Annotated in this window: 12 protein-coding genes; 6 read left to right on the top strand and 6 right to left on the bottom strand. The window is 62.4% G+C overall.

Translation table 11 applies throughout. The annotated features are described in order from the left end of the window. The first annotated feature begins 66 nt into the window (after positions 1-66). The 3 genes from argJ to ACJRW5_RS03265 all read left to right on the top strand — a co-directional run bounded on the left by argJ (position 67) and on the right by ACJRW5_RS03265 (position 2,978). A complete protein-coding gene (gene argJ / locus ACJRW5_RS03255; RefSeq protein ID WP_484569083.1) occupies positions 67-1,284 on the top strand; it encodes a bifunctional glutamate N-acetyltransferase/amino-acid acetyltransferase ArgJ in 1,218 nt (405 codons plus the stop codon). Between the two features lie 123 nt (positions 1,285-1,407). After that, positions 1,408-2,040, top strand: a complete 633-nt coding sequence (locus tag ACJRW5_RS03260; protein ID WP_484569084.1) for a glutathione S-transferase family protein — start codon at positions 1,408-1,410, stop codon at positions 2,038-2,040. Further along, positions 2,037-2,978: a Nudix family hydrolase gene (locus tag ACJRW5_RS03265; RefSeq protein ID WP_484569085.1), complete on the top strand. Its 942-nt coding sequence runs from the start codon at positions 2,037-2,039 to the stop codon at positions 2,976-2,978. The genes ACJRW5_RS03260 and ACJRW5_RS03265 overlap by 4 nt, the downstream gene beginning before the upstream one ends. Positions 2,979-3,180: 202 nt before the next feature. Here ACJRW5_RS03265 and ACJRW5_RS03270 read toward each other — a convergent pair whose 3' ends face one another. From ACJRW5_RS03270 to ACJRW5_RS03285, 4 genes are all read right to left on the bottom strand, one after another. Next, positions 3,181-3,756, bottom strand: coding sequence for a cob(I)yrinic acid a,c-diamide adenosyltransferase (locus ACJRW5_RS03270; RefSeq protein WP_484569086.1), 576 nt, complete (start codon positions 3,754-3,756; stop codon positions 3,181-3,183). Between the two features lie 3 nt (positions 3,757-3,759). Further along, positions 3,760-5,778, bottom strand: a complete 2,019-nt coding sequence (locus ACJRW5_RS03275) for an ATP-binding protein (protein ID WP_484569087.1) — start codon at positions 5,776-5,778, stop codon at positions 3,760-3,762. Positions 5,779-5,854: 76 nt separating this feature from the next. After that, a complete protein-coding gene (locus tag ACJRW5_RS03280) occupies positions 5,855-6,766 on the bottom strand; it encodes a putative 2-dehydropantoate 2-reductase (RefSeq protein ID WP_484569088.1) in 912 nt (303 codons plus the stop codon). Continuing rightward, positions 6,763-7,725 (bottom strand): GGDEF domain-containing response regulator, encoded by a 963-nt coding sequence (locus ACJRW5_RS03285; protein WP_484569089.1) that lies wholly within the window; start codon positions 7,723-7,725, stop codon positions 6,763-6,765. The genes ACJRW5_RS03280 and ACJRW5_RS03285 overlap by 4 nt, the downstream gene beginning before the upstream one ends. 138 nt (positions 7,726-7,863) lie before the next feature. Between ACJRW5_RS03285 and ACJRW5_RS03290 the strand changes: the two genes are divergently transcribed. Continuing rightward, complete coding sequence (locus tag ACJRW5_RS03290) at positions 7,864-8,343, top strand: YajQ family cyclic di-GMP-binding protein (RefSeq protein ID WP_484569090.1); 480 nt, start codon at positions 7,864-7,866, stop codon at positions 8,341-8,343. A gap of 102 nt (positions 8,344-8,445) precedes the next feature. Next, positions 8,446-9,273 carry a mechanosensitive ion channel family protein gene (locus ACJRW5_RS03295; RefSeq protein ID WP_484569091.1) on the top strand — a complete coding sequence of 276 codons (828 nt, stop codon included), beginning with the start codon at positions 8,446-8,448 and terminating at the stop codon, positions 9,271-9,273. 57 nt (positions 9,274-9,330) lie between these two features. Here ACJRW5_RS03295 and ACJRW5_RS03300 read toward each other — a convergent pair whose 3' ends face one another. Both ACJRW5_RS03300 and ACJRW5_RS03305 read right to left on the bottom strand, forming a co-directional pair. After that, a complete protein-coding gene (locus ACJRW5_RS03300; RefSeq protein ID WP_484569092.1) occupies positions 9,331-11,127 on the bottom strand; it encodes an AmpG family muropeptide MFS transporter in 1,797 nt (598 codons plus the stop codon). 43 nt (positions 11,128-11,170) lie between these two features. Continuing rightward, a complete protein-coding gene (locus ACJRW5_RS03305; RefSeq protein ID WP_484569093.1) occupies positions 11,171-11,545 on the bottom strand; it encodes an MGMT family protein in 375 nt (124 codons plus the stop codon). A 16-nt stretch (positions 11,546-11,561) separates the two neighbouring features. Here ACJRW5_RS03305 and ACJRW5_RS03310 point away from each other — a divergent pair, with 16 nt between their 5' ends. Beyond that, positions 11,562-12,554, top strand: coding sequence for a DUF481 domain-containing protein (locus tag ACJRW5_RS03310; RefSeq protein ID WP_484569094.1), 993 nt, complete (start codon positions 11,562-11,564; stop codon positions 12,552-12,554). Positions 12,555-12,671 lie beyond the last annotated feature (117 nt).

The following is a 12,671-nucleotide window of genomic DNA, read 5'->3' on the forward strand; positions in this document are numbered from 1 at the left end:
CGCGGCGTTTTACCATCTCATCCGGTCGCCTTGGCGATCACCCTGTAATTTGAAGGAGCGCATCTCATGGCTGTTGGTCTTGGCCCGCTGTCTACCCTGCACCCGGTTCCTGGTTTCGAGTTGGGCATCGCTTCGGCTGGTATCAAGCGCCCGGGGCGCAAGGATGTGGTAGTGATGCGCTGCGCCGAGGGTTCGCGCATTGCTGGTGTAACGACGACCAATGCCTTTTGCGCCGCGCCTGTGCTGATCACTCGTGAGCGTCTGGGCGGTGAGGTGCGTTACCTGCTGACCAATACCGGCAACGCCAACGCCGGCACCGGTGCTGATGGCCTGGCCCGTGCGCGCCGCGCCTGCGCGCGCCTGGCCGAGCTGGTGGGTGTCACGGAGAATGCCGTGCTGCCATTCTCTACTGGCGTGATCGGTGAGCCACTGCCGGTCGAGAAGATCGAGAGCGCTCTGCAGGCTGCCCTCGATGATCTCAAGACCGACAACTGGGAAGCGGCCGCTACCGGCATCATGACCACCGACACCCTGCCCAAGGGTGCCAGCCGCCAGTTCAGGCACGACGGCGTGACCGTCACCGTGACCGGCATCTCCAAGGGCGCCGGGATGATCCGCCCGAACATGGCCACCATGCTCGGCTACATCGCAACCGACGCCAAGGTCGCGCAGGGCGTGCTGCAGGATCTGGTGCGCGATGCGGCGAACAAGTCGTTCAACCGCATCACCATCGACGGCGATACCTCGACCAACGACTGCTGCATGCTGATCGCGACTGGTCAGGCTGCTGTGCCGGAAATCACCGAGGCTTCCGGTGAGCTGTTCAGCAAGCTCAAGCAGGCCGTATTCGAGGTGTTCATGGAAGTGGCCCAGGCCATCGTCCGTGATGGTGAGGGGGCGACCAAGTTCGTCACCGTGCAGGTCAACGGTGGTGGTACCCACCAGGAATGCCTGGATGTGGCCTATGCCGTGGCCCACTCGCCGCTGATCAAGACCGCGCTGTTCGCCTCCGACCCGAACTGGGGGCGCATCCTCGCCGCGGTGGGTTATGCCGGCGTGCCGCAACTGGATGTCAGCAAGATCGATGTATTCCTGGGAGAGGTGTGTATCGCCAGCAAGGGCTGCCGTGCGACCACCTATACCGAAGAGCAGGGCGCTGCGGTGATGGCCCAGGAGGAAATCACCATTCGTATCGAGCTCGGTCGTGGTGCCTGCAGCGAGACCATCTGGACCACCGATCTGTCCCACGAGTACGTGAAGATCAACGCCGAATATCGCACCTGATCGCCTACCGGCTGGACACTATTCCCGCGCCTCATGAGCCCATGACGCGCGGGAATTTGCTATTGGGCTGGCGGGCTCTTAACGTCGAGCGACTTCAACGAAGGAATGCTCGGGAGACGCGATATGGCAATGCAACTGGTTATTGGCGACAAGAACTACTCGTCCTGGTCACTGCGTGCAGCGTTGACGGTCGAGCTGGCGGGGGCGGAATGCGAAGAGGTGCTGGTACGTCTTTACCAGCCAGATAGCCGAGCGCAGCTGCTGCGCCATTCGCCCACTGGCAAGGTGCCGGTATTGGTCTCCGAGCAGGGGGCTGTATGGGACTCCCTGGCTATTGCCGAATACCTGGCCGAGTGCTATCCCGAGGCGCAGCTGTGGCCTGCGGAGCCCCAGGCTCGTGCGCTTGCGCGCAGCGTCTGTGCGGAGATGCACAGCGGCTTCGTTGCCCTGCGCAGCCACCTGCCGATGGACCTGGCGCGCGACAGGGCGTTGGCCGAGTTGCCGGACGATGCCCAGGCCGATATCGACCGTATCTGCGCGATCTGGGCGGGTTGCCGCGAGCGTTTTGGTGCGCAGGGTAATTACCTGTTCGGTCCTGCCAGCATCGCCGATGCTTTCTACGCGCCGGTCGCCGCGCGTTTACGCAGTTACCGTGTGGCGCTGCCGACGGCGGCGGCTGCATACGTCGAAACCATTTATCGCTGGCCAGCGTTTCAGCGCTGGTATCAGGCGGCATTGCAGGAGGTAAAGCGGTGAAGCGTGTTCATGTCGCGGCAGCGGTGATTCGGGGCGCCGATGGGCACATCCTGATCGCCAGGCGCTCCGAGGACAAGCACCAGGGCGGGCTGTGGGAGTTTCCCGGTGGCAAGGTAGAAGAGGGCGAGGCGGTGAGCGCGGCCCTGGCTCGTGAGCTGGAGGAGGAGTTGGCCATTCGTCCTACGGTTACTCGTCCGCTGATCCAGATTCGCCATGATTACCCGGACAAGCAGGTGCTGCTGGATGTCTGGGAAGTTGCGGCGTTCAAGGGCGAGCCCCATGGCGCCGAGGGCCAGCCGCTGGCTTGGGTTAGCGAGCGGCAGTTGCTGGAGTATGACTTCCCGGCGGCGAACAAACCCATCGTTGCCGCCGCGCGCCTGCCGGATCGCTACCTGATCACGCCCGATGGCCTGGAGCCCGCAGAGCTGTTCGCCGGTGTACGTAAGGCGTTGGAGTCGGGCGTTCGATTGATTCAACTGCGTGCGCCGAACATGTTCGATCCCCAGTACCGCGACCTGGCGCTGGACGTGCAGGGGCTGTGTGCCGGCAAGGCACAGTTGATGCTCAAGGGCCCGCTGGAGTGGCTGGGGGATTTTCCCGCTGCGGGCTGGCACCTGACCACGGAGCAATTGCGCAAGTACGCGGCTAGTGGCCGGCCTTTCCCGGAGCAGCGCTGGCTGGCTGCTTCCTGCCACAATGCCGAGGAGTTGGCGCTGGCTACGCAGATGGGGGTGGACTTCGTCACCTTGTCGCCGGTGCAGGCCACTGCTACTCATCCCGACGCACAACCGCTGGGCTGGGACGCCGCCGGCGAACTGCTCGCGGGCTTCAATCTACCGGCATACCTGCTGGGCGGTGTCGGTCCGGTCGATATCGAGCGCGCCTGGCAGACCGGCGCCCAGGGCGTGGCGGGTATTCGAGCGTTCTGGCCGCAGTAGGGTGCGCTGTGCGCACCGAGCCGCTATCGCAGTATTCCAGGTGCGCACGGCGCACCCTACGCCCAGGTCTCTGGCTTTAGACTCGTAGGGCGGCATCCTCGGCTCCTTGAACGCCTGGCGCGATTGCCCTGAGAGGAGCGAGGGGCCGCCTGGCTATCTGCTCGCGAACCCAGGGCAAAAGCTTCGCGAGCAGAGCTCGCTCCTACGGTTTGTCCGCTGCCTGCCACAGCACTTCGGCAATGTCCTGGCGTTTGGCGATCAGGCGGGCAGCGACGAACAGCAGGTCGGAAAGACGGTTGATGTAGGCCAGGCCCTCGGCGCGCAGTGGCTCCACGGCGTTGAGGTGTTGGCAGCGGCGTTCGCTGTTGCGAGCGAGGCTGCGGCAGACATGGGCCTGAGCGACCAGCCGTGAACCGCCGGGCAGGATGAAGTTCTCCAGTGGGCCCACTTCCTCGTTCCAGCGGTCGATGGCCGTTTCCAGGCGCTCGATCTCTTCCTGCTGTAGCGCCTGATACTCGGGCATGGCCAGCTCACCGCCGAGATCGAACAGGCGATGCTGGCAGAGGCTCAGGACGTCACTGACGTCCTTCAGGCCGGGCCATGTCGTCGCTGCCTCGTTCAGCTCGGCCAGCAGCAGGCCGAGCTGGCTGTTGAGCGTGTCGAGTTCGCCGATCGCTTCGATGCGCGGGTGATCCTTGCCGACCCGGCGGCCATCGGCCAGCCCGGTTTCTCCTTTGTCACCGGTGCGGGTGTAGATCTTGGAGAGGCGAAAACCCATGGTTCAGTGTCCTGTATGGTCGGGCAGGCTGGCCAGCGGCAGGCGCAGGGTGAAACAGGTGCCCTGGCCCGGTGTGGAGTGCACTTCCATCTGCCCCTTGTGGTTGTTGGTGACGATGAAATAGGAGACCGCCAGGCCAAGTCCGGTGCCCTGACCGACCTCCTTGGTGGTGAAAAAGGGCTCGAAGATGCGCTTGCGCACGCTTTCCTTCATGCCGACACCGTTGTCCTCGACCTGCACCTCCGCCCATTGGCCAGCCTGTCTGGTGCGCAGGGTGATACGTCCGGGTTCGCTGTCGTCGTCACGTTGGTGGATGGCTTGAGCGGCGTTCTTCAGCAGGTTGAGCAGGACCTGTTCCAGTTCGTTGGCGGTACAGGCGACTGGCCCCAACTGAGGGTCGAAGTTGCGCACGATCTGCAGGGTCTTGAAGTCGAAGCTGTCGGCCAGGTCGAAGTCGTTGCCGGCGATCTCCAGCGCCTGATCGATCAAGGCAGGGAGCTCGCAGGGGGCGAGCTGGCGATCGCTGCGGCGGCTGAAACTGAGCATGTGGCTGACGATCTTGGCAGCGCGCTGGCCGGCTTGCTGGATACCGTCGAGCAAGCGTGGCACCTCACGGGCGGCCATATAGTGCTCGATGGCTTGCAGGCTCACACCGGCCTGCTCAGCCTGCTCGAGATTCTTCTCGAGATCGGCGGAGAGGCGCCGACGGATGTTCTGCACGTTATGCAGGATGGCGCCGAGCGGGTTGTTGATCTCGTGCGCCATGCCCGCTGCCAGACCGCCAACGGAGAGCATCTTCTCCGACTGCACCATCATTTCTTCCAGGGCCAGGCGCTGGGTGATGTCGTCGATACGGATTACCACGCCACGACCGGCGCCGCCCATCAGCGGGTAGAAGGTCAGGGCATAGTGGCGTGGTTCGTCGTCCTTGGGCCAGGTGACGCGCTCGATCTTCTCCACCCTGTGCTGTTCGGCAGTGCGCTTGAGCTGTTGCAGAAACGGCTTGAGTGGCGCAAAGGCGAGAAAGACCGGCTGGTTCAGTGCCTCCTCCAGGCGCGTGCCGGACAGGGCACTGGCCTCCTGATTCCACTGGGTCACGTAGAGCATGTCATCCAGGGCGATCAGCGCCGACGGCATCGAGTCGATGATGCTGTTGAGATAGTTCTGAAATCCGGTGAGCTTCTTCTCTATCTTGCTGCGCACCTGCACTTCCAGTTCCAGCTTGCGGTTGGAATGGCGGGTTTCCTCGGCCAGGCTCTGGGCCTGGTCGAAGGCCTGCTGGGCATCGTCACGAGCGCGCTTGAGCTGTTGTTCGCGTGCTTCGATACGCATCAGCATGGTGTTGAAGGCATCGGCCAGACTGCCGATCTCGTCCTGATTGCCGCGTGTGGCGCGCAGGGCATAGTTCTCTTCGCGGGTGACCTGGCGCGACAGTTCCTCCAGGCGACGGATCGGTTTGGTCACCAGGCGTTTGACTTGCTTGGCCACCAGCAGCCAGAGCAGCACGCTGAAAGCCAGAATCACCAGGCTTGCAGTCAGGGTGCCGGTGTAGAACGCGCCGGGCAGCTCGCTCGAGGCAACCAGCAGCAGGGCTCCCGGGCGTCCGCTGGGATGCGGCAGGTCCACCAGCAGGTTGGTACGAAAGGCGGTGTTGCGCCAGTTCTCCAGGGCGCCCAGTTCCTGCGGCAGCTGCAGTTTCTCGCCGCGCTGCAGCTGCGCTAGGCTGAGGCCGTTGCTGTCATAGATCACTGCCGCGCGCAGTGGTGCGTAGTCATCCAGGCGTTTGAGCAACGCCTGAGCGGACGCCGGTGAGTGCAGCGCTTCCTTGCTCAGGGACGGGCTGGCGATGAGACGGCCAAGGGTATGCAGCGCTTGCGGTGCCATGCTTTCCTGGGTGATCCAGTAGGCGGCGCTGATGAAGGCCAGGTTGGCGATCAGCAGGACGGTGGCGAGCAATACCAGCAACGCCACGAGCAGTTTGCGGCCGACCGGCAGATTGTCGAGGCGTTGGCGCAGTCTCATGGTCGAGTCGCTGTAGCAGATGGAGGCGGCAGGTTAGCGCGCCCCGGCGGTCATTGCCACGCCTGGCCGCCCCTGACTAATCCAGAGGCAGGTCGCGCGCGGCGAGATGGGTCTGCAATCGCTGCTGCAAATGTTGCAGGTGAGGCAGTTGCAGGTGGTGACGCTGCGCTGCCTTGCAGGCATACCCCAAGAGATAGCTGATCTCGGTGCGTCGCCTCTGAGCGACGTCCTGATGCATGGAAGAGTAGTTGGCTGCCGTGGCCGCGATCACCCGTAGCACTTCTTCATGCAGGTGCTCAGCCGCCGCTGGTTGACCGCATTGCTGCAACAGTTCGCTCAGTTCGGCGCAGAGCGTGGCGACTTCCGCAGGATGTTGGCGCAAGTCGCCATTGCGGCAGTCATGCAGCACCGTGAGCGGGTTGATCGCACAGTTCAGTGCCAGCTTGCGCCATAGCCGGGCGAGGATATCCGGGTTCCATTGATGGGTGATGTCGGCACGCTGCAATTCATCGAGCCAGCCTGGCGCTTGGGGATTAGCGGGATCGCCCAACCAGTTGTGGCCGTGGCCGGCGAACACCACCTGAAAATCGGCCGGACGAAACGCCCCCTCGGTGCTGGAGACGAACAGGCAACGCTGTTCGGGTAGGCGCTGGGCCACGGCGTCCTGGCTACCCAGACCGTTTTGCAGCAACAGCAGCTCGGCGCCGGCGACCAGGCGTGGGGCAATGGATGCTATCGCGCTTTCTGCGTCATAGGCTTTGCAGGCCAGCAACAAGCGCTGAATCGGTGCATCGGTCTGCGGCAACTCTGCCGGGATCGCGTACTGGCTGCTCTGACCCGCCTCTATCAGGGTCAGGCCGCCTGCCTGGCGATAGGCCGCCAGGCGTTGCGGGCTGCGCAGGATGAGCCGAACGGGAAGGCCGACGCGGGCCAGGCGAGTGGCCCAGAGGCTGCCCAGGCTGCCGGCGCCGAGGATATGCCAGGTCACGGCAGAGGCAGGCGCATGGCTGCAACCCGGCCACTGGCATAGGATTCGGGCAGGAGTTTTTCCGCATGCCCGATCAACTCTTCGGGGGTGATCGGCAGGGCCTTGGCGTCAAGCCCGACCAGGCTGATACCCGCTTTCAGACTGATGAAGCCTTCGCTGGTCTTGAATGCCTTGAGGTTGAGCCCTTCGTGCAGGCGTTTGAAGCTGCTCGGCGAACATTCATGCAGGTCTTCGAGCAGGGTGATCAGGCCGAAGTGGTTGTCGTCCAGGCGAGTCAGCACGTCCAGCGGCCTGACCAGTTGCTGCAGGCGGCGTGCGGCACCGTGCAGCAGTTCATTGAAGAAACGATCGCTGTACTTGCTGCGCAGCTGGCTGGCGTCCTGCAGGCCGATCAGCAGATAGCACACGGCGCCGCCGCGTGACTCCACCTGGCGCAGGCTGTCGGTGAGTTTCTGCCGCAGGTAGCGGGGGTTGCCGAGGCCCGTGAGGGGATCGACCAGATTGCGTCGCTCCAGGCTGGCGATGTTCTGGGTCAGCATGCGGTTCTCGTGCAGCAGGCGTTGCAAGGTGTTGCACAGGCGATCTGCTGCGTAAACGCGCGGCACCAATTGCTCGTTCATCGCCGCCTTGCTGATGAAGTCATCGACGCCGCGGTCGAAGGCCTCGCCCAGTACGTTTTCGCCCTCCTTGCCGGTGAGCAGGATGACGTAGGTGTAGTGATCGGCGGTCTCATCCAGCTGACGCACCCGGGCGGTGAGCTCCAGCCCATCTATCTCGGGCATCAGCCAGTCCGCCAGGAGCACGCTGGCCGGGCGTTGTTCGAGTTGCTGCAAAGCCTCCGTGGCGCTGCTGGCGAAGCGCACGTCCTGGTAACCGGCCTGGCTTAGTGCACGGCCAATCATGGCGCTGGAGAACTTGGCGTCGTCCACCACCAGGATGCTGAGATGGGGGTTGGGCATGGTGCAGACTCGTAGGCAGTTAGGAAGGACGCCAAACGGCGTGGATCAGTCTGGTTATAATGGGCCCGTCTTAGTTATCGTCAAGTCAGGCGCGCTCACTCCGTGAAGAGTATCGCGCCGTCCATCAGGAGCCTACTCATGCCTTCGTTCGACGTCGTGTCCGAACTGGATAAACACGAATTGACCAATGCGGTCGATAACGCCATCAAGGAACTCGACCGCCGCTTCGATTTGCGTGGCAAGTGCAGCATCGAGAGCAAGGACAAGGCACTGACCTTGACCGCCGAGGCCGAATTCATGCTCGAGCAGATGCTCGACATCGTGCGCAACAGCCTGATCAAGCGCAAGATCGATTGTCAGTGCATGGAAACCAAGGACCCGTACGCCTCCGGCAAGGTGATGAAACAGGAAGTCACCTTCCGTGAAGGCATCGACAAGGAGCTGGCGAAGAAGATCGTCGCGCATATCAAGGATGCCAAGCTCAAGGTGCAGGCCGCCATCCAGGGCGAGCAGGTACGGGTTACCGGCAAGAAGCGTGACGATCTGCAGGAGGCCATCGCCTTGCTGCGCAGTCATGAGTTCGGCATGCCGCTGCAGTACAACAACTTCCGCGATTGAACCTTCGCGGCGCAGAGGCGTCGCAGGCTAGGTTGATAGCATTTTGACCGCCATGGCATGCCATGGCGGTTTCGTTTCATGCACAGGAAACAGGAGCACTCCATGGAGATGAACGTCGACGAACTGGTCAAGCTGTCCGAGGCCTGGCTACCTGTCGTGCTGGAGTACAGCGGCAAGCTGGCTTTGGCGGTAGTCACTCTGCTGATCGGCTGGTGGCTGATCAGTAAACTCACCGCCAGCATTGGCCGCCTGCTCGAAGCACGTAAAGTCGATCGCGCGCTGAGCAGCTTCATCGGCAGCCTGGTCAGCATCGTGCTGCGTATTCTGCTGCTGATCAGCGTGGCCTCGATGATTGGTGTGGAGACCACCTCCTTCATCGCCATGATCGGTGCTGCGGGCCTGGCTATCGGCCTGGCCTTGCAGGGTAGCCTGGCCAACTTCGCCGGCGGCGTGTTGATCATGCTGTTCCGGCCATTTCGCGCAGGTGACTGGATCGAGGCACAAGGGGTTTCCGGTACCGTCGACAGCATCCAGATTTTCCATACCACCCTGAAGACCGCCGACAACAAGGTGGTGATCGTGCCTAACGGTAATCTGTCCAATGGTCACATCATCAACTACTCGCGCGAGCCGCGCCGGCGTGCCGAGATTGCCGTGGGCATCGACTATTCCAGTGATATCAAACGTGCGCGTGAGGTGCTGCTGGACATTGCCAAGGATCCGCGGATTCATCTGGATCCAGCGCCGGTGGTTTTCGTCACTGGCCTGGGCGACAGCGCTGTGAACCTGTCGCTGCGTGTATGGGTGGCAACGGGGGATTTCTGGCCGGTTACTTTCGAATTCACCGAGCTGGCCAAGGAGCGTCTGACCGAAGCCGGGATTGGCATTCCCTTCCCGCAGCGGGTGGTGCACCTGGCCAAGGCCGAGTGAGCTGCTGGCTCGCAAAAAGAAGCCCCGGTTGATCCGGGGCTTCTTTTTGTCTGTTTGTCAGGCCTGCTCTGTAGCGGGTGATGGCGTTTCGATTTGTGGCTGGCGCTTGTCACGCCGCCACTGAATCAGGATCAGAATCAGCGTCGGTATGCCCAGCAGGGCTGTGGCGAGGAAGAACTGGGCGTATCCCAGGCTTTCCACCATCACGCCGGAGTAGCCGCCAATCAGGCGTGGCAGCAAGAGCATGATGGAGCTCAGCAAGGCATATTGGGTTGCGGAAAACTTCAGGTTGGTCAGGCTCGACAAATAGGCGACGAAAGCCGAGGTGGCCAAACCGGCACTGAAGTTGTCGCAGCTGATGGTGACGATCAGCATGTTCAGGTGCGGGCCCATACCGACCAGCGCCATGAACAGCAGGTTGGTGGCTGCCGATGCAGCGGCGCCAATCAGCAGGATTGGCATGATGCCGAAACGGACGATCAAGAGTCCGCCGGCACCGGCGCCGAGCAGAGTCATGACCAGACCGAAGACCTTGCTGACGCTGGCAATCTGCTCCTTGGTAAAACCCTGATCGATGTAGAAGACGTTGGCCATCACGCCCATCACTGTATCGGACAGGCGATAAGTCGCGATCAGACTGAGCAGCAGCAGCGCCTGCCAGCGATAGCGCACGATGAAGTCGTTGATCGGTGTCAGCACCGGTGCCATGCCGCCCCAGAACAGGCTGGAAATCGACAGACCGGTGAGCAGGGTATAGAGCAGGGCACGCAGGAACGCGCGATCGTAGAAGAGCAGATCCTGCAGACTGATCTGCCCCTGAAGCATCAGGTACAGGTCGCTTTCATAGTACTGAGTGACCATGGCCGGAACGGAGATCAGCAGAATGATCAGCAGCAGCACGGACAGCAGCTGGTGAAAGAAGCCGTACTTGGCAGCCGCGGTTTTCAGTACCGGCGCCAGGCCGCCCCAGAACAACCCCGAAGCGCAGACGCAGGTCAGCGTGGTGTAGAGCATGGCGCGCAGAAATGCGCGGTCGTTGTAGAGCAGCACCTGGGCACTGACGTTCCCCTGGAACATCTCCATCAGGTCGCTCTGATAGAACTGGATGAACATGGTGGGCACGGATATCGCCAGGACGATGACCGCCATGATCGCCAGCAACTGGTGGAAGAACCCGTGCTTGGGTGGTGCGGCGTGAATGTGCGCAGGAGCCGGAGGTTCGCGCATCCAGATGGAAGTGAGCAGGCCTGGCAGCATCAACAGGCCGAAGACCAGATAGGTGCCGGTCCAGGCGCCGAACTGGTAGTTCTCGGCTGTCGAGCCGAAGCCTTCGGCGAAGTACAAGGCCCCTGCAGTGGCCAACAGTGCGGCGACGCGATAGCCGGTCATGTAGGCGGCTGCCAATGCTGCCTGATGTTCGTCGCCAAGAATCTCCAGGCGATAGGCATCGACTGCAATGTCCTGCGTGGCCGAGGCGAACGCCACCAGTACGGCAAGGGCGATCAACGAGGAGAGGTGTGTCTGCGGGTCGAAATTGGCCATGCCGACCAGGCCGACAGCGACCAGTGCCTGTGACAGAACCAGCCAGGAGCGCCTGCGGCCGAGCTTGCCCAGCAGCGGCAGGCGCCACTGGTCGAGCATGGGCGCCCACACCCATTTGAAGGCGTAGGCCAGGCCGATCAGGCTGGCGAAACCGATGGTTTCACGCGCCACGCCAGCTTCGCGCAGCCAGACCGAAAGCGTCGAGAACACCAGCATGTAGGGCAGGCCGGCGGCGAAGCCCAGAAGCAGTAGCGCCAGCGTGGCGGGGTTGGCGTAGGTCGCGAGGGCTTCTCGCCAGGATTTGCGTGGCATCAGGCTCGAGTCTGGGGTCGGGGGTAGGTTGGTAGCGCGCACTCTAACTGCTGCGCTCCATCGGGCGCCAGCCGTGGCGGCGCATATCCACACGTTCGTTCAGGATACTGATGCCTTCAGCACGCAAACGGGCGCGCTGTTCGGCACCGGATGGGCTGCCGGCGCTCAGGCTCAGACGTCCGCCTGCAGCGATGACGCGATGCCAGGGCAGGCGGGTGCCGTCGGGCAACTGGCTCAGTGTCCGACCGACCCAGCGAGCTGCGCGGCCCAGCCCAGCCAGCTGTGCCAGTTCGCCATAGCTGACGACCTTGCCTTCTGGAATCTGGGCCAGCACCAGATACAGCGCTTCGCGTCTGGCCTCGGCGCTTGCCGGTGGTGATCCCGACCATGCAGACTCTGGCGGTTGCGTTTTGCCCATGAGATTCGTCCTTATCATGCGTGTACTGCTTGCCTGCTTCCTGATTGCCTTGGCGCCTTTGGTCTTGGCCGACACCGTGTGGTTGAACAATGGTGACCGTTTGAGTGGCGACATCATTCTGCTCGACGGCGGCAAGCTGGCGCTCAAGACCCGCTATGCCGGCCAGGTGCTCATCGACTGGAAGGATATCGAGACGCTGAGCTCGAGCAAGCCCTTGTTGGTACAGCGTAACGGTTTCGACAACGAACGCAGCGAAAGGTTGGCGGCCGCAGGGAGCGGCATGGTCCGCGTGCAGGGTGAGCGTGAGTACACCCTGCCACTGGCCCAGATCAAGCGCCTGATACCGCCGCGTCCTGTACTGGAGGATCGCCTCTGGGAGGGTAACCTGGACGCCAAGCTGGACATGAAACGCAACCAGAACGACGTCGATGAGTGGAGGTTGAAAGGCAATACTCGTGTCGAGCACGGGCGTTGGCGTCACGTTCTCAGCGGTGAGCTGGAGCGCGAAACCAAGAATGATCGAAAGGTCGAGGACAACTGGGAGTTGGAGTACGACCTCGATCGCTTTCTCTCCGAACACTGGTTCTGGCGGGCAGGCCTGCAGCAAAGTGAAGACGAGTTCGAGTCGATCGACCGTCAGCGCATGGTCGGTACCGGGCCCGGTTACCGCTTCTGGGATAACGAATTGGGGCGCTTTGACTTGATCGGCCGGTTCAATCGCGTGCGTCTGGAGTCGGACGTCGCCGACCTGGCGTTCAACACCACGTCGTTGGAGCTGGATTACAAACGTTTGCTGTGGGGCACGCGACTGGAGTTCTACGCCAGCGCCGAATTGCAGGTTCCGCATATCGATGAGGTCGATTATGTGCTCGACAGTGAGTTCGGCCTGCGCTACCGCCTCAACCAGTGGGCGCGGCTGTCGCTGTTGTATGAGTTGGATCAGTTGCGTGCGCAGGGGCAGGCGGTTTCTGAGCGGCACTATCTGATCGGCATTGGCGTGGGCTGGTGATGTCGCCCAGCGGATCGCCGCCCGACAGATCGCCGCCCGACAGAAAAAGCTGAACTCTGTGTATCTGTATCGGTCAGCTGTTGCTCTGGCGTCGGGCTTGCGGATAATGCCCGGCCT

Origin of the sequence: Pseudomonas pichavaramensis (assembly GCF_050473265.1) — a bacterium.
Classification (GTDB): domain Bacteria; phylum Pseudomonadota; class Gammaproteobacteria; order Pseudomonadales; family Pseudomonadaceae; genus Aquipseudomonas.